The sequence below is a fragment of the Psychrobacillus sp. FSL H8-0484 genome, assembly GCF_038005325.1.
Classification (GTDB): Bacteria; Bacillota; Bacilli; order Bacillales_A; family Planococcaceae; genus Psychrobacillus.
The window spans coordinates 1,526,672-1,543,409 of sequence record NZ_JBBOSZ010000001.1 but is presented as its reverse complement, the minus strand read 5'-3'; the positions used below and the strand labels follow the sequence as shown (position 1 = coordinate 1,543,409).

Sequence of the window (16,738 nt, the reverse complement as noted above, 5' to 3'; positions counted from 1 at the left end):
GTTTAAAACCCCTTTGTATAAGCACGATGTCTTTCTATGTCTGCTTTTAACGTATCTAGTTGATCTCCATTAAAAGTATCTAATACCGCTGCTGCAATCTCCCAAGCAATAACTGCCTCTGCCACTACCGAAGCAGCTGGTACAGCACAGCTATCGGATCTTTCAATACTCGCTTTAAAAGGCTCTTTTGTATCAATATCTACGCTTTGTAATGGTTTATATAGTGTTGGGATTGGTTTCATTACTCCTCGAATAACGATTGGCATGCCTGTAGACATTCCGCCCTCTAAACCACCAAGTCTATTTGTGTCACGCGTATAACCTTTATCTTCATTCCAAGAGATTTGGTCATGTACTTGGCTTCCAAATAGATTCGCCATTTCAAATCCTAAACCAACCTCTACTCCTTTAAATGCGTTAATACTCATCATCGCCATTGCGAGTTTAGCGTCTAATTTTCGATCATAATGGACGTAACTACCAACTCCAGCTGGCATTCCTGCTATAATAACCTCTACTACTCCACCAATAGTATCTCCTGCTTTTTTAGCATGGTCGATCGCTTCTACCATTTTTTCAGAAGCTTCCGAATCTAAACAGTAAACAGGATCCGCTTCCACAATCGCTCGAATCTCTTCAATCGTTTTTTCAGCAGCTAAATCTAGATTCGCTTCAATTCCACCAATTTTTGTAACATGAGCAACAATGGAGATTCCTAATTGACTTAATAATTGTTTTGCTACTGCTCCTACGGCAACTCTTACAGTCGTTTCTCTAGCAGAAGAACGCTCTAACACGTTTCGCAAATCACGATGGCCGTATTTCATACCTCCAACTAAATCTGCATGTCCTGGGCGTGGTCTAGTAATTTGTCTTTTAATATCCTCAGGATCAATTTCTTCTCCTAGTGGTTCAATCCCCATGATATTTGTCCAATGTTTCCAATCATCATTATTTACTACTAGACAAACTGGTGATCCTAAAGATTTTCCGTGACGAACACCAGCTGTTATGGCAACTGTATCTTTTTCAATTTGCATGCGTCTACCTCTACCATGCCCACCTTGACGTCTCTTCAATTCTTTATTAATCTCTTCACTTGTAATTTCTAATTGTGCTGGTAACCCTTCAATAATTGCTGTTAGTTGTGGTCCATGTGACTCACCTGCTGTTAAATAACGCACAACACTTTCCCCCTTCAACTCGCTAAAGTATTTGTTCTCCACTATATCATAAAAACTATTTCAAAGTATAGAAGAAAAACTGTCCGTTTTTTCTCCGGACAGTTTATTTTTTACGATAAAAGAATGTATCTTCCGTTTCAAATCCGTATTTCCCTGGATTAAATATTTGTTCTGTACTACCTACAAACAAAATGCCTCCTGAACGAAGGGAATCACTGAAGGTTTGATAAATTTGATCTTTTGCTTCTTCCGTAAAATAAATCATCACATTTCGACAAATAATTAAATCAAAGTTTTTCTCATATGTATCTTTTAATAAATTATGTTTTCTAAATGTTACTGTTTTCTTAATAGCGTCGTCCACTTTATAAAATTGATTTTGTTGCTCAAAATATTTGCTCTTCATTTCATCTGGAACTTCAGCAAGTGATCGCTCTGGATAAATTCCAACTTTTGCACGTTGAATCGCATTTTCATCTAAATCTGTCGCTTGAATAGCTATTTGTGATAAAGGGATATGGTTAGATAAAACCATAGCTGTTGTATATGGTTCTTCCCCTGTCGAACAAGCTGCACTCCATATTTTTAAGCGTTTGTTGTTAGCAAGTAACTTGGGGAATATTTTAGTTTGTAATATCTCCCACCGCTTTCCATTCCGATAAAATTCCGATACATTAATCGTCATTCTATCTAGAAACTCATTCATGAGGTCTCTGTCTTTGTCGAGCGCCTCAAAAAACGTAAGGAAGTTTTTATACCCCTTTTTTTCATATAAGGAAGTAAGTCGACGTTTCATCTGTGCTTCTTTGTAAGCTGCAAGATCAATACCTGTTTTACGCTTAATGGAATCCACAAATTTTATATAATCTGGCAAATGACATCGTTCCTTTCAACTAGCCTATATTTAGTATATCTCAAACGATTCGTTTCGAAAATAGAAAAAGACAGACAAATGTGAACATTTGTCTGTCTTTTTATTTTTAAAATTAGTTAATCCAGTTGTTAGCGTCTTTAGCGTAAGCTACTAATTCTTCTTTGTTGAAGAATAAGCCGATTTCGCGTTCAGCGCTTTCAGGTGAATCAGAACCGTGAATAATGTTTTTGCCCACAGTTACTGCGAAGTCTCCACGAATAGTTCCTGGAGCAGATTCTTTTGGATTTGTAGCACCCATCATAAGACGTGCTGTGGAAATAACATTTTCACCTTCCCAAACCATTGCGAAAACTGGTCCAGAAGTGATGAATTCTACTAATTCGCCAAAGAATGGACGTTCTTTATGCTCGCCATAATGTTGTTCAGCTAATTCTGCTGGAATTTGCATTAATTTAGCTCCAACTAATTGATATCCTTTTTTCTCAAAACGACTTACGATTTCACCGATTAAGTTACGTTGTACGCCATCAGGTTTTACCATTAAAAATGTTTTTTCCATGAATAACACTCCTTCAAATATAAAATGGATTAAATTCTCCACCGTTACAAATAATATCACTTTAATGCATTATTTTCAAATTAAATTGGCCTTCACTGATTAAAACTTACGTTTACTCATAAATAATGCAATATTTTGTAAAGATTTCTTTGCAGAATTGGACGGTAACTGCTTTACTTCGTTCAAAGCTTTCTGCAAATACATATTACTAACTAGTTTTGCCTGCTTCATTCCATCTGAATTGCTAATTTCAATTAATAGCTTTTGTCTGTCTATTTCAGAAATAGTTCCTTCTAGTACTTCATGTAACAAAGGGGCAATCGCTGGATCATTTTTCGCATATAGAACTGGTAACGTAATGTTACCTTGCATTAAATCGCTTCCCGCCGGTTTGCCAAGTTGTTCATCTGAAGAAATTATGTCTAAAATATCATCAATTATTTGGAATGACATCCCAACATAATGACCAAAACGCTTTAAGTGTCTTACTGTTTTTTCATCAGCTTGGGAGGCAACAGCACCTAATTCACAGCTTGCTGAAATTAATATAGCGGTTTTTCTCTTTATTCTTCTCAAATAATCTCGAACCGTTTGATCTAACAGACGCTTATCCTCAATTTGAATAATTTCCCCAATACAAAGCTCTACCATCGTATGAGATAATACTTCATGTGCATATGTATTTTGTACTGCCGTTATGTATTCAATTGCTTTAGCGAAGAGGAAATCACCTGTATACATTGCTACTCGATTATTCCACTGAGCTTTTACTGTTTCTCTACCTCTTCTTGTTTCAGCATCGTCTATTACATCATCATGAACGAGGGAAGCCATATGTATTAGTTCAATTGAGACTGCAACATTTTTAATGGATTCAATCGAATAGTCTCCAAATTTTGCTGCAAGCATTACAAAGACAGGACGAATTCGTTTACCGCCAGCAAGAAGCAAATGAAGGGAAGCTTCATTCAATAAGTGAGAGGAAGAATTCACCGCAGTTATAAGTTCTTTTTCGATGACATCTAAATCCGACTTTAAGTCGGAATAAAGTAATTTCAACTTCATCTTATCCACAGATACAAACCTTCTCCCACTTAAATATCTTTTTTAAATCCAATATGCCTTGCGGCTGCTCCACCACTGTATGGCTTACTTGTGACGTTTGACATCTCGACCTCTTCAAATAACTTTGTTAACTCCGCTCTATTTGGAAACTCTTTAGCTGATTCTTGTAACCAGGAATATTCTTTGTAACTTTTTGCAAATAATTTCCCAAATATCGGCATAATATAACGGAAATAAAAACGGAAACCAGCATTAAATAATTTTGAATCTGGCTGTGAGGTTTCTAAGCAAACGACCATGCCCCCCGGTTTTGCAACACGGTTCATCTCTTTTAGCACTTGTTTATAGTCTGGTACATTTCGAAGACCAAAACCAATAGTTACATAATCAAATGTATTGTCTTCAAAAGGTAATTCCATTGCATTTCCATGCAACAATTCAATTTGAGGGATATCTTTTACTTTTTCTTTCCCCACACTCAGCATGTTTTGACTAAAATCTAGTCCAGTTACTTTTCCGGTAGGACCAACAGCATCCGCTAGCGCAATGGTCCAATCTGCAGTTCCGCAACATACATCCAATGCGCTGCTGCCTGTTTTAACTTGCATCGCTTTCATCGTGTCACTACGCCAAATTTTATGTTGCTGAAAGCTAATCACTGAGTTCATCGAATCATAGTTAGTCGAAATCTTTTCAAAAACCTCATGTACATGTTGCTCTTTTGATTTTCCCACCGTTTAACCTTCTCTCAACTGCTTTTCTAGCGCACGTTCAGTTACTCGCTCTAAAATAGCATGTTTTACGTGTTCTTTTAATACTTCCGAATTTCGGATATCTTTAATCAACTCTTTTTCAATTTTTTCTATCTCTGATTGAAAAATGTCTAATTTTGTTTGTAATTTAATAGATTTACTAATATAAAATGCACTCTCTTGGTTCTCAAAAGCGGTCAATTCTTTTTTCATGGAGGATAATAATAACGCCTCTTTCATGATAAACACGTATTCATGAAATGAGTAGTATTCCATAAACTGTTCAATAGGTTTGCTTTCGATTAGTTGGATAGATTGAATTAGCTGTTCAAATGAATAATCTTGATGATCATAGAATCTCGTTTTATGCTCCGTTATGGAAGCGACGCCATCTGATAGTTGTTGAATCAATTCAATCTTGTTATCTTTTGCTAAAAGCTGATAGTATTTTCCGCTATAGTAATCTCCAGCTAACACCTGTAATTGCTGTACTTTTGATGTTGCTTTTTGTTCTTTCACTAAATCATGTGCAGCAAGTGCAGCAAAAATAAGGGAAACTGCAATTGCAGAAACCTTAACCGATTCGTTCCAATCTTCACCATTGAGGAGTGGTAAAAGTGTAAAAAACAAACGCTCTTCGTCAATAACAGGACTTCCTGTATATTTTAACAAAGTGCTTTGCTGAGTTTGCATGAGAATATTCTTTTTATATTGCTCTACATGTTGTGTGATCAAAGATTCGTTCATACACTTTACTCCATTTCCCAACCGCGCTTGATTTTTCTATGTGGTTCTTTATATTTAAGTTTTGCGAAGTTGTCACTCAGACTGTCATCAGCAAACAAAGAAGTTTGCAGCTTTGTTTGTCAGTCTGATTTATTTTTTTGATTCGCTTTGAATTATTCCGTTTGCAGAATGAATGGATGCTTTTCCTCTAATTTTCATGGCTGAAGTATGTTCCGTAAATTGAGCGATCATCACTTCACCAGCATCAAGCTTTTCAGAATGATGGAATTTAGTATCTGTGCCACGTGTTAAGCCGATTACATGAACGCCATCTTCTTCTGCTTTTATAACGATAAAATCTGAACTAGACATTTTATAGTCTCCTTTGTTCACAGTCTTTTTTTATCATACCATATTCCGAACCATTCATCCAAAACTGTTACTTCATCTGTATAAAGGATAAAATCTCCGAACGTTTTACATCGTCTGTTTCTAAAATCCCTCTAGCAACAGCAGTTACCGTTTTAGTACCTGGTTTCTTAATACCACGCATCGTCATGCACATATGTTCCGCTTCAACTACTACGTACACTCCATGTGGGTTTAACATTTCCATAATATCATCTGCAATGCTAGAGGTAATTCTTTCCTGTAATTGGGGCCGTCTAGCAGTTGTATCAACAGCTCTTGCTAATTTACTTAAGCCTGTTACTACCCCATCACGTGGAATATAGGCCACATGAGCCTTTCCGTAGAAAGGAACTAGATGATGCTCGCACATGGAATAAAAAGGAATATCTTTCACTAAGACAAGCTCTTCATGGTCTTCATGAAAAACTGTTTTAAAATATTCTTTTGGATCTTGATGTAATCCTTCGAACATTTCTGCATACATTTTGGAAACTCTTTTCGGTGTTTCGAGTAATCCTTCTCTTTCTGGATTTTCTCCAACTGCTTCTAAAATCATTTTAATTGCTTCTTCTATTTTTTTCAGATCGACGTTCGTCATATCTGCTGACCCCCTAAACTAAACTGCGTAAATATATCATAAGCATCTTAGCATATGAAACAAATTTTAGAAATAAATTTTATCTATGTATATTGAAATCTTTCGTATTTGTTATGTAATTGAAATGCTCCGTTTAACGATAATGTTGTTACCTGCCGAAAATCCGCTCACTTTCCACAGGAGTCTCACGGAGATTCGTAACAAAATATATTTTTCTAATAAACAGTTGCCTAATATAACAGAGCCAATTGAAAAGAACGGCTACCGTGAAGCAAGCTCCACAATAACCGTTCTATGTACTACGTCATCAGTTATTTAACTGCGTCTTTAAGTGCTTTACCTGGCTTAAAAGCTGGCACCTTGCTTGCAGCGATGTCGATTTCCATACCTGTTTGAGGGTTACGCCCTTTACGTGCAGCACGTTCACGAACCTCAAAGTTACCAAAACCGATTAATTGAACCTTTTCACCATCTGCAAGAGCAGTTTGAATTGATTCAAATACAGCTTCTACAGCTTTAGAAGCGTCTTTTTTAGAAAGATCTGCAGCCTCTGCAACAGAGTTCACTAATTCTGTTTTATTCATACCATTCACCTCCTCTCAAAGGAAGATAGCTTCAATCCTGTAAAAAGAGTATCACAATGGAAAACCCTACGCAACACTATTTGTGCGTGTTTCGCGAACTTTCCCGAAAAAACTTGTAAAATTATGAAATAACAGGACTTTTCGCATAGATGCGAAAAGCCCTGTAGCATATTTACAGTATAAATGTAACCATCCCTCGATCGCCTTCATTGACCATTCGTTCAATCGTTTGTCTCATTCTTTTTTTCGCAACAGTTGAAACGCTATCCGTTTTATATCGCAAGCTCTCTTTCAACACTTCGACTAAGGATGTTCCAAAGACTTGTGTTTGCCATAGGGCATCACGATCATGTAAATAACCATGTTTTAAATCTTTTAATAACTGTTGACTGTGAAACTCTGAGCCAATGAGTGGTGCAAATTCTGCTTCCATGTCTACTCGAATAATGTGAAGAGACGCGGCTTTTGCCTTTAAACTAACTCCATAAAAATTATTTTGCTTAATAATTTCTGGTGCAGAAGGCTGAAAGTCTTGTAAAGTTGGAAGTGAAACCCCATAACCAGTAGTTTTAGCTGCTTCCAATGCTTCAGAAAATTTATTGTACGCTTTTTTCGCGGTAGAAGCTTCTTTCACAAATAAGAGCCAGTCTTTTTTGGATTGAATTGGTTCTTCTAGCCACTCATCACACACTTCTTGAAATACTTCTGGTTTTAAGCCTATTTGAATGCATGCAGACCCTCTACCTGGATTCGCTTCAACTACTTCTGCTGATTGAATAAAAGGCACTTGCTTAAATCTATTAGCTAGTTCTTTTACATCTTTCATCTTTGAGACGATTTGAAGCCATTCCTGTAAGGAAGATGTAATTGCATTATTCACAAAATGATCTGGTTCTAATACATCGGTCCAATCTGGCTTTACTAATTCAATGTCGGTAATTGGAAATTCATACAATGCTTGTTGAAGTATGTATTGAATTTCCTCCGGCGTCATTCGATCTACTGCAACGGGAATAACAGGAACTTCGTGTAGTTTTTGTAATTCTTCAGATAATTGAAGTGTCTCAATATGACCAGGCGTCTTACTATTTAAAACAATAACAAAAGGCTTTCCTATTTCTTTTAATTGTGCAATTATTTGTTGTTCTGCCGCTTCCGCCGCTTTTCTAGGAATATTATTAACTGTTCCGTCTGTAGTTACAACAATGCCAATGGTAGAATGGTCACGAATTACCTTATCAGTTCCAATTCTAGCAGCTTCTTCAAATGGTATAGCCTCATTGTGCCATGGTGTGTGCACTAGTTTCTGCCCATCTTCACCTGAGTGCGTCTTTATGCCATCAATCATGTAACCTACACAATCTACTAACCTTATTTGTAGACGTAGTTGGTCTTCACCAAGATGAATATTCGTTCCATGCGCAGGTACAAATTTAGGTTCAGCAGTCATAATAACATTACCTGGGGAGCTTTGAGGCAGTTCATCTTGCGCACGTAATCTTTCTGATTCCTCTTGAATATTCGGAATGACAACTAGCTCCATTACTCTTTTAACAAAGGTAGATTTACCTACCCTCACCGGACCAACTACACCAATATACACATCGCCATTTGTTCGTTCTGCTATTTGTTCATACAGTTTACTCGACATGGATACTCTCCTTTCTTCGCCATTTAATATATGCACACAAAAAACGTTTCATGCATAAAGCATGAAACGTTAAATTTACGAAAATTCAATTTATTTAGCGATCATAAAAACCGGCTCATTATTTTCATTTACAGTGTAGGGTAGTGAGTAAGCTGGAACAATTGCAAAATTATCCGTCAAAAGAAAGCGAATATCTTCCCCTGGCTTTACTTCAGCTTTCGTTTCTTGAAGCAACCGACTCAACTCAATAGAATAATCTACATATACCTTTCCATCACCAGTAGCTACTAGAGGTAGCTGAGTATCCGAATACGGGCTTTGAACAGACAGTTCACTTTTATATCCCATCTTCTTGTAATCTAGCTTATATACACCTTCAGCGATGGTTTCTGCAATAGGGCCAAACCCATTAATCCCTTTTCTGAAATTTATGTCACGTAGGGTATCTGCTATTCGCAAATCAACTAATTTTACAGTCGGATTTTCTTCAACATCCATTAATACATATTGATAAATCCCACCTGCTTCATACGAATTTGCTGGTGCTTTACCCAAATAAGCTGGAACGATTTTTTTAAAGTCTATTGGATATTTAATATATTGATCGGTCTCCATATCACGTGTCTTGATTGGTAACAAACCACTAGAGTTTTCTTTAAAGCTGTCGACAGCTTTTTGTACAGCGTCTAATTGATCTTCATATGGCAATAAATTTTCTGGTTCATAACCACTTTTATAACCGCATCCGGTTAATAGCAGTACCCCAAAGGCAAGAACTGCAAAAAGACTAATTTTTTTCATCCGAATCTCCTTACTAAGCTTTTGTTGGATTAAAGATAATATATACCATCGTGATAAAACCTATAAATAACAATATGTATGCAAACAAACCGAAGATAAATTTCAAGAAACTGTTTGTAAACTTATTTTTTACAAAGTACATAACTATCATAGCTAGCAACAAACATCCCATAGACCCAAATGAAATCCACATCTTATCCATTGATGATATTAACAACAAGAGTTCCCCCACCTTTCTACAGTTAAAAAGTATACCATAACAAAAAAGAGTTGTATTTCATACAACTCAATTTGTTGTTTTAAAATGTTCTTCAGACGGAATGAAAACACTCGTCCAAGAAAGCAACCTAAGTTCGCGAAATCATGTCACAACGGTTGCAACTCTTTTGTCTGCGACGAGTAACCGCAGGAGCAACGCTTTTAACTGCGACGAGCTTGCGCAGGAGCAAGCAACGAAGAATGTGAGCGTTTCTCAACAGTCTGAAGTTTAGAACGTTTTATAATCCTCTAGCTCATGTTTTTTTGTGCGATGCATAAGGATATCTACGGCTTCTTTTGGTTGACCACCTTCAAATAACACCGAATATAATGCTTCAGTAATAGGCATGTCTACTTGCTGCTTTTTCGCAAGTTGGTATGCTGCTTTCGTTGTTCGTACACCTTCCACAACCATTCCCATTTCATCTAGAACGGTTTCAAGTGTTGCACCTTTTCCAAGCATATTACCAGCTCGCCAGTTTCTAGAATGAACACTTGTACAAGTAACAATTAAGTCACCCATCCCAGTTAATCCAAAGAAAGTATAAGGCTCTGCACCTAAACTAATTCCTAGTCTTGAAATTTCTGCTAGACCTCTTGTAATAAGAGCTGCTTTTGCATTATCCCCATACCCAAGTCCATCTACAATACCAGTTGCTAAAGCAATAACATTTTTCAGAGCTGCTCCTATTTCTACACCAATGACATCATCATTTGTATATACACGGAAATAATTATTCATAAACAAATCTTGTACTTTTTCAGCGGCTTGCATTTTTTCACTAGCGGCAGTAATGGTAGTAGGATGTTGTAAAACTACCTCTTCTGCATGACTCGGTCCAGATAACACGACAATCGCTTCCACCAAATGAGCTGGAAGTTCGTCCTTTAACATTTCTGAAATACGTTTTAACGAATCGGGTTCAATCCCTTTTGAAACATGAACAAACAATTTTTTTTCATTTAAATGTTGTATCATGTCTTGACATACTTCTCTGATAGCCTTCGTAGGTACTGCTATAACAATTGTTGATGCATGTTGAATTGCTTGCTCAAAATCACTCGTCGCTTTTAAGTTACTAGGTAAAAGTGTATTCGGTAAATACTTATTGTTTGTATGATGTTCATTTATTTCGCTCGCTTGGTCTTCTCGATGTGACCAAAGGAGACAATCATGATTATTATTAGCAAGCACCATTGCAAGTGCTGTTCCCCAGCTACCTGCTCCAAGTACAGTTACTTTCTCCATTTCAATTACGCCCCCTAAACCTATATGATCAAGTTCTTGCGCGAGTAATAATTCGTATTGGAGTCCCCTCAAAATCAAAGGATTCACGAATTCGATTTTCTAAAAATCGTTCATATGAGAAATGCATCATTTCAGGTTCATTTACGAACACAACAAATGTAGGCGGCTTAATAGCTACTTGAGTTGCATAATAAATACGAAGTCGTTTTCCTTTGTCTGTTGGAGCAGGATTACGTGCTACCGAGTCCTCAATTACCTCATTTAATACGGAAGATTGAACTCGTAGTGCATGGTTTTCACTTACTTTATTAATAACTGGGAAAATAGCATTTACACGTTGTTTGGTTTTTGCTGAAACAAAAACAATCGGTGCATAGTCTAAGAATTGGAAATGTTCACGAATGGATTTCGTCATTTCATTCATTGTTTTGTCATCCTTTTCGATTGCATCCCATTTATTCATAATAATAATTACTGCTTTTCCGCCTTCATGCGCATATCCAGCAATTTTTTTATCCTGCTCTTGAATTCCTTCTTCCGCATTTAAAACAACTAAAACAACGTCAGAACGTTCGATAGCCTTTAAAGCACGAAGCACACTGTATTTTTCAGTTGTTTCGTATACTTTTCCTTTTTTACGCATTCCAGCTGTATCAATCATCACGTAATCTTGATCGTCAAATGTATACTCAGTATCAATAGCATCTCGTGTCGTACCAGCAATTTCACTTACAATTACGCGATCATGCCCTAAAAATGCATTGATTAAAGAAGATTTACCAACATTCGGTCTTCCGATTAGAGAGAATTTGATAACTTCTTCGCCATACTCTTGATCTTCTACTTCTGGGAAGTTTTTCGCCACTTCGTCTAATAAATCTCCTAAACCAAGACCATGAGATCCTGAAATAGGGAAAGGTTCACCCATTCCTAATGAATAAAAGTCATAAATCATTTCACGCATATCAGGATTATCAATTTTATTTACTGCTAAAACGATTGGTTTCTTTGTTTTGTATAAAATCTTAGCTACATACTCATCCGCTGATGTGATTCCTTCGCGACCATTTGTTAAGAAAATAATAACATCTGCTTCATCCATTGCGATTTCAGCTTGTTGTTTTATTTGTTCTAAAAACGGTTCATCACTTAATTCAATACCACCTGTATCAATAATATTAAATTCATGTGTTAACCAATCGGCAGAACTATATATACGATCACGTGTAATTCCTGGAATATCTTCCACGATAGATACACGCTCTCCTACGATTCGATTAAATATAGTCGATTTGCCGACATTCGGCCTACCAACGATTGCTACTACTGGTTTTGTCATTACTTATTCATCCTTCCAACTTCGTCTATTTTGTATTATACAACAAAATGACAAAAGCAGGCGACTTTATTGAAGTCACCTGCTTTGTGATTCTTAGTTACTAATCTTATTTTGTAAAGTTTTTTAGTCTGTCACCTAGCACATCACTAATGGAGAAACCTTTAGATTCTTCCGGTAGTTGATAATCAGCTAAATTAAATGCATCCTCATTTTCAACTAGTTCTTTAATACTTAAAGAAAGTCGTTTTTCCGCACTATTAACCTCTAGCACTTTCACTTGAACTTCTTGGCCTTCTTTTAACACTTCTTGCGGTGTACCAATATGTTGGTGTGCTATTTGAGAAATATGAACAAGTCCTTCTACACCAGGGAATACTTCAACAAAAGCGCCATAAGAAACAAGTCGTTTTATTTTACCTGTTAATACAGCTCCTTTAGAAGCTTTTTCTTCCATTTCTGCCCATGGACCAGGTAAAGTATCTTTAATTGATAAAGAAATTCTTTCTGCATCTCTATCGATTGAAAGTACTTTCACTTTCACTTGTTGTCCTTCTGATAAAACATTAGCAACACTCTCCAAATGTTCATGAGAGATTTGCGAAATATGCACAAGTCCGTCTACTCCACCTATATCTACGAAAGCACCAAATGAAGCAATTCGTTGTACTGTTCCAAAAACTATATCTCCACTTTGAATGGAATTCAATGTTTTTTGTTTACTAACGGATTTTTCATCTTCTAGAACTGCTTTATGTGACAGGATTAATCGATTTTTATCTTTTTCTAACTCGACAATTTTAAAAGTTAATACTTTGCCTTTATAATCTTCAAACGATTCAACGAAATGATCTTCAATTAAAGAAGCAGGTATGAATCCGCGTACGCCTAAATCTACGACCAATCCGCCTTTAACTACCTCTTTTACATCTGTTTCAATAATTTCTCCTGCTTGATATTGCTTTTCTAGCTGTTCCCATGCTTTTTCAGCATCCACTTTTCGTTTAGAGAGAACAAAGTTTGCTTCTTCTACTTTTGTAATCATAAGTTCTAATTCATCACCGATGGAAACGGAGTCGGATGCTTTTTCAATATGCAAGCTAGATAGTTCACTAATTGGAACTATTCCATCGAAAGGTGCACCTTCAATTGATACGATTACGGATTTTTCATCTACCTGTGCAACCGTCGCTTTTACTAGATCTCCCTCTTTAAACTCATGTGTGTTTAAGTTCATTTCTTCTGACATATGATATTCCTCCTTCACAACGTCTCTTATCTATTTTATGCGAACTAAGACAGAAATACAAAAAGAAGCACTTCTGGAAAATAAAAATTCTAATTATTTTGTTTTATGTTCTTCAAGTAATTGAGCAATATTCGCCATAATAACTTCCGTCACTTCTTCAGGAGAAGCCTTTTTTTCTCGATATGGCTGCATATCTATTGCATTTCCATAAACTACCTTTAAGCGTCTGAACGGCTTATATGGACCGACAATCGCACATGGTACGACGTTTGCCTCTCCTCTTAAAGCAAAGAATCCTGCACCGCTAAAACCCTTTCCAAGCTTCCCATCTTTACTTCTTGTTCCTTCTGGGAAAAGACCGACCACTTCGCCTTCTTTTAATAGCTTTATAGCTCGACGTAGTGCATCACGATCACTCATTCCTCTTTTTACGGGAAATGCATGCACTCCTGGAAGGATACTTTTTAATAATGGTATTCGAAACAATTCTTCTTTAGCCATAAAATTTACGGGCCTCGGAGCGTTTATCCCGACAACAGGGGGATCTAATGCATTAATATGATTGGTACAAAGTAATATCCCTCCATCTTTTGGAAAGTTATCAGCTCCAATCACTTCAAATCGATAAATTGGCTTTAAGGCGGTATAAACGATCGTCTTTGCAAAGGAATAAAGATTCATTTTAAACCATCCTCTCTTTAGCTAGCTGCATAATTTTCTCGGAAACTTCTTCGATTGTTAGCGAGGTTGTATCGATGTAGATGGCATCTTCAGCTTGTAATAAAGGAGATGCTTCTCGTTCACTATCTAATTTATCTCTAAGAGCAATCTCTTTTATTAGTTCTTCTAAACTTGTACTAATTCCTCTTTTTTGGTTCTCTAAAAATCTTCTACTTGCTCTTTCTTCCACGCTAGCAGACATGAATACCTTAAGCTCTGCATTGGTTAATACATGTGTCCCAATATCCCGTCCATCCATTACGATACTGCCGTTTTTACCCATTTCAACCTGTCTTCTTACCATTTCTACTCTTAAGTTTGCATGAGCAGCTACAGCTGAAACGGAAGCAGTTACTTCTTTAGAACGAATTTCTTCCGTTACTTCTCTATTATCTAAAAATACTAGTTGTCCTTTAGGAGAAGGCTTTAACTCAATAGAGGTTTTTTTCAATAGATCCGTTAATTTTTCTCCGTCTTGCAAATCTATGTTTGAATGTATTGCTTTATACGTAATAGCTCGATACATTGCTCCTGTATCCACATATGTATACCCTAATAACTCGGCTGTTTTTTTAGCTATTGTACTCTTACCTGCCGCAGCTGGACCATCAATAGCAATTTGTATTTGTTTCGTCATATTTTTATCCTCCACTCTATTCGAATATATTTTATCATAGAATGATACGAAAAAAAAAAGCCTGTAAAAACAGACTTTTACTTCAATCCTTTTTTCCTCATTAATAACTGTCTTTCAAAGCAAAAACGTACAATGTGTTGCTTATCTATATCATCCGTATCAGTAAATTGCAAGGATGCTAACGTTAGGGAATCTTTGTCCCAAATGCGCACAACTTTAGCAATAGTAGATACGTATTTAATATCCCCATTGTTGAATGCTAAGGGGATTAATATCGATACATCGTCATTAGCTTTAAATTTTACCTCTCGATTCAATAATATTGCACTACCACCTGCACTAATATCGTCTGTAATAAATTGATACTTTTCATCTTCAAATTGAACAGACACATCTAGGGGTGAATGGACACGTACAAAATCTCTTCGTTGAATTTTAATAATTTCGGAATCACCTGGATACGAAAGTCTAATCATTGGAATTTGCCCATTCCTCTTTCCTAACACTTCTGTTTGGAAGGCAAACGCTGACTTTAATTCTTCCACATAGGTGGCACGTAGCTGGGCACCGTCAATTAAAAATACGGTTTTGTTTGTTATTGTGTCGATAGGATAATCCACATAAATATATTGATCATCCATATCAACTACTTTACAACGGTATTTTTCTTTTTTCTCAGTAAAGATTGGCTCTAAGGTTAAATTTGTACCTAACTTGATTTTCATGATTTTACCCTCTTTAAATGTCATAATACTTTTATTATGACATTTAAAGTTTTCATTTTCTATAAGAAAATATTTTATGGGAGTTTTTCTGAGTGTAATATTTCGTGAGTTTCCGTATCAATATATATTTTATATGTGCCAATAGTATCACTTCTTGTTAAAACTTCATATGCAAGACGTTGTTGTAATTGTTGATTTTCCACATAAGATAATCGCTCTTCTTCTACAGAGAAATTCCCGGAAAATAGTTCATCATAGTTTATAGGAATAACTTTTTGAGGTACAAGCTTTTCCTTTTGTATATATTCCATTGCATTTAATCCTAAAAGCTCTCCATTATCTTTTGCAACTTTCAACTGAACGCCATCCGCATACACTAGTGCATTATTTTCAGCATCATTTCTTGCAAAAGCTAAATGCCAAGCAATATTATTTTCTCGGAAATCAACCATTTTCGTATCGGCATAATCAAAGGATTTCATATATTTTAATGCTTTAGCTTTCATTTGTTCAACACTAATGGTTGTATTATCAAAAGGTCTTTCCAATAAGAAAGATAGTAGATGACCTCCTTTTTTCGTGAAATCCGCATATCCAATTCGAATTCCCTTATGAAATTCTACATGATAAAAGGGATAAGGAGCATCTTTTGCACTTTCTGTAACATGCAGTTTAGCATCTTTTAGTTCAGGGAACAGCTCCCTAAACTTTTGTTTTACTTGATCCATACTAATCTCTGCGTCTTCAATGTGTTGCAAATCCTTCTTCTTTTGTTGATCCGTTTCACTTGCAGTCATTGGAAAATCACTTTCCGTATAAGTTTTTACAGAACTCCCTAGAGCTTTCCAACTCTTCTCATTTTCTTTACTTACTTTGTTTTGTACAAAAGATGCTACGATATAATCTTTCTTTCCATCCTCTCTAGTCGTAAAAGCCCATTGATCAGATAACGATCTTAAATTATCACGAGCACTTGTCATGTTTTTTTGCCATTCTTCTATTGGCACTTTTCCAGCCTTAACTTGCGAAGCGCCATTTCCAATACGGGTTAAATAATTCATCCACACCGTGGAGGTTTCTTGATCTATTGGTAAGGCTGAAATAGATGCCCGCACATCAGAAGACACTCTCCATACATCATCTAGAGGTTTATCGAGTGCAGCTTTATCTTTAAATAGTAATGTCTGATCAATGGAATCACTTAATACCGTAAGCTGTTCAGAAGCTGTTGTTAATTGATTTGCATATTGGTTTGCAAGTGCAGTTTCTAATCGAGTGTTTTGGGCTTGAACAGACAAATGATATACAAGAAATAAGGCGGCAGCAGCAACAACTATTATCCATCCAAATTTTTTCATT

The 16,738-nt window shown here is 36.3% G+C and carries 19 protein-coding genes; all 19 read right to left on the bottom strand.

Going from position 1 to position 16,738, the window contains the following annotated elements:
• Positions 1-2 precede the first annotated feature (2 nt).
• The 19 genes from aroC to MHH81_RS07095 all read right to left on the bottom strand — a co-directional run bounded on the left by aroC (position 3) and on the right by MHH81_RS07095 (position 16,737).
• Positions 3-1,184: a chorismate synthase gene (gene aroC / locus MHH81_RS07185; protein WP_340919549.1), complete on the bottom strand. Its 1,182-nt coding sequence runs from the start codon at positions 1,182-1,184 to the stop codon at positions 3-5.
• Positions 1,185-1,287: 103 nt separating this feature from the next.
• Positions 1,288-2,058 (bottom strand): CheR family methyltransferase, encoded by a 771-nt coding sequence (locus MHH81_RS07180; protein WP_340919547.1) that lies wholly within the window; start codon positions 2,056-2,058, stop codon positions 1,288-1,290.
• Between the two features lie 112 nt (positions 2,059-2,170).
• The gene (gene ndk, locus MHH81_RS07175; protein WP_340919544.1) at positions 2,171-2,617 is read right to left on the bottom strand and encodes a nucleoside-diphosphate kinase; all 447 of its coding nucleotides are present in this window, start codon (positions 2,615-2,617) and stop codon (positions 2,171-2,173) included.
• Between the two features lie 99 nt (positions 2,618-2,716).
• Positions 2,717-3,691, bottom strand: coding sequence for a heptaprenyl diphosphate synthase component II (gene hepT / locus MHH81_RS07170; protein ID WP_340919542.1), 975 nt, complete (start codon positions 3,689-3,691; stop codon positions 2,717-2,719).
• A 20-nt stretch (positions 3,692-3,711) separates the two neighbouring features.
• The gene (locus MHH81_RS07165) at positions 3,712-4,416 is read right to left on the bottom strand and encodes a demethylmenaquinone methyltransferase (protein WP_340919541.1); all 705 of its coding nucleotides are present in this window, start codon (positions 4,414-4,416) and stop codon (positions 3,712-3,714) included.
• A 3-nt stretch (positions 4,417-4,419) separates the two neighbouring features.
• Complete coding sequence (locus tag MHH81_RS07160; RefSeq protein ID WP_340919538.1) at positions 4,420-5,181, bottom strand: heptaprenyl diphosphate synthase component 1; 762 nt, start codon at positions 5,179-5,181, stop codon at positions 4,420-4,422.
• 129 nt (positions 5,182-5,310) lie between these two features.
• Positions 5,311-5,532, bottom strand: coding sequence for a trp RNA-binding attenuation protein MtrB (mtrB, locus tag MHH81_RS07155; protein ID WP_340919535.1), 222 nt, complete (start codon positions 5,530-5,532; stop codon positions 5,311-5,313).
• A 67-nt stretch (positions 5,533-5,599) separates the two neighbouring features.
• Positions 5,600-6,169, bottom strand: a complete 570-nt coding sequence (folE, locus tag MHH81_RS07150; protein WP_340919533.1) for a GTP cyclohydrolase I FolE — start codon at positions 6,167-6,169, stop codon at positions 5,600-5,602.
• Between the two features lie 311 nt (positions 6,170-6,480).
• A complete protein-coding gene (locus MHH81_RS07145; protein WP_340919531.1) occupies positions 6,481-6,753 on the bottom strand; it encodes an HU family DNA-binding protein in 273 nt (90 codons plus the stop codon).
• A 172-nt stretch (positions 6,754-6,925) separates the two neighbouring features.
• Positions 6,926-8,404, bottom strand: coding sequence for a stage IV sporulation protein A (gene spoIVA, locus MHH81_RS07140; protein WP_340919529.1), 1,479 nt, complete (start codon positions 8,402-8,404; stop codon positions 6,926-6,928).
• Between the two features lie 90 nt (positions 8,405-8,494).
• Positions 8,495-9,205 carry an LptM family lipoprotein gene (locus MHH81_RS07135; protein WP_340919527.1) on the bottom strand — a complete coding sequence of 237 codons (711 nt, stop codon included), beginning with the start codon at positions 9,203-9,205 and terminating at the stop codon, positions 8,495-8,497.
• Positions 9,206-9,218: 13 nt separating this feature from the next.
• Positions 9,219-9,422, bottom strand: coding sequence for a DUF2768 domain-containing protein (locus MHH81_RS07130; protein WP_340919524.1), 204 nt, complete (start codon positions 9,420-9,422; stop codon positions 9,219-9,221).
• Positions 9,423-9,692: 270 nt separating this feature from the next.
• Complete coding sequence (locus MHH81_RS07125; protein WP_340919522.1) at positions 9,693-10,712, bottom strand: NAD(P)H-dependent glycerol-3-phosphate dehydrogenase; 1,020 nt, start codon at positions 10,710-10,712, stop codon at positions 9,693-9,695.
• A gap of 28 nt (positions 10,713-10,740) precedes the next feature.
• Entirely contained in the window at positions 10,741-12,051 is a 1,311-nt protein-coding gene (der, locus tag MHH81_RS07120) for a ribosome biogenesis GTPase Der (protein ID WP_340919520.1), read from the bottom strand.
• Positions 12,052-12,157: 106 nt separating this feature from the next.
• The gene (gene rpsA, locus MHH81_RS07115; protein ID WP_340919518.1) at positions 12,158-13,297 is read right to left on the bottom strand and encodes a 30S ribosomal protein S1; all 1,140 of its coding nucleotides are present in this window, start codon (positions 13,295-13,297) and stop codon (positions 12,158-12,160) included.
• A gap of 93 nt (positions 13,298-13,390) precedes the next feature.
• Positions 13,391-13,978: a lysophospholipid acyltransferase family protein gene (locus MHH81_RS07110; protein WP_340919516.1), complete on the bottom strand. Its 588-nt coding sequence runs from the start codon at positions 13,976-13,978 to the stop codon at positions 13,391-13,393.
• 1 nt (position 13,979) lies between these two features.
• On the bottom strand, positions 13,980-14,654 hold the full coding sequence (gene cmk / locus MHH81_RS07105; protein WP_340919514.1) for a (d)CMP kinase: 675 nt from the start codon (positions 14,652-14,654) through the stop codon (positions 13,980-13,982).
• Between the two features lie 77 nt (positions 14,655-14,731).
• Positions 14,732-15,379, bottom strand: a complete 648-nt coding sequence (locus MHH81_RS07100) for a flagellar brake protein (protein WP_340919512.1) — start codon at positions 15,377-15,379, stop codon at positions 14,732-14,734.
• A gap of 74 nt (positions 15,380-15,453) precedes the next feature.
• Complete coding sequence (locus MHH81_RS07095) at positions 15,454-16,737, bottom strand: PepSY1/2 domain-containing protein (RefSeq protein WP_340919510.1); 1,284 nt, start codon at positions 16,735-16,737, stop codon at positions 15,454-15,456.
• Between the last annotated feature and the right edge of the window lies 1 nt (position 16,738).

Coding starts and splice junctions, on each gene's coding strand:
- MHH81_RS07145 (WP_340919531.1), bottom strand. CDS start 6,753: ATGAATAAAACAGAATTAGTGAACTCTGTTGCAGAGGCTGCAGATCTT.
- der (WP_340919520.1), bottom strand. CDS start 12,051: ATGACAAAACCAGTAGTAGCAATCGTTGGTAGGCCGAATGTCGGCAAA.
- MHH81_RS07125 (WP_340919522.1), bottom strand. CDS start 10,712: ATGGAGAAAGTAACTGTACTTGGAGCAGGTAGCTGGGGAACAGCACTT.
- mtrB (WP_340919535.1), bottom strand. CDS start 5,532: ATGTCTAGTTCAGATTTTATCGTTATAAAAGCAGAAGAAGATGGCGTT.
- MHH81_RS07110 (WP_340919516.1), bottom strand. CDS start 13,978: ATGAATCTTTATTCCTTTGCAAAGACGATCGTTTATACCGCCTTAAAG.
- rpsA (WP_340919518.1), bottom strand. CDS start 13,297: ATGTCAGAAGAAATGAACTTAAACACACATGAGTTTAAAGAGGGAGAT.
- MHH81_RS07135 (WP_340919527.1), bottom strand. CDS start 9,205: ATGAAAAAAATTAGTCTTTTTGCAGTTCTTGCCTTTGGGGTACTGCTA.
- spoIVA (WP_340919529.1), bottom strand. CDS start 8,404: ATGTCGAGTAAACTGTATGAACAAATAGCAGAACGAACAAATGGCGAT.
- folE (WP_340919533.1), bottom strand. CDS start 6,169: ATGACGAACGTCGATCTGAAAAAAATAGAAGAAGCAATTAAAATGATT.
- MHH81_RS07160 (WP_340919538.1), bottom strand. CDS start 5,181: ATGAACGAATCTTTGATCACACAACATGTAGAGCAATATAAAAAGAAT.
- MHH81_RS07100 (WP_340919512.1), bottom strand. CDS start 15,379: ATGAAAATCAAGTTAGGTACAAATTTAACCTTAGAGCCAATCTTTACT.
- MHH81_RS07095 (WP_340919510.1), bottom strand. CDS start 16,737: ATGAAAAAATTTGGATGGATAATAGTTGTTGCTGCTGCCGCCTTATTT.
- cmk (WP_340919514.1), bottom strand. CDS start 14,654: ATGACGAAACAAATACAAATTGCTATTGATGGTCCAGCTGCGGCAGGT.
- ndk (WP_340919544.1), bottom strand. CDS start 2,617: ATGGAAAAAACATTTTTAATGGTAAAACCTGATGGCGTACAACGTAAC.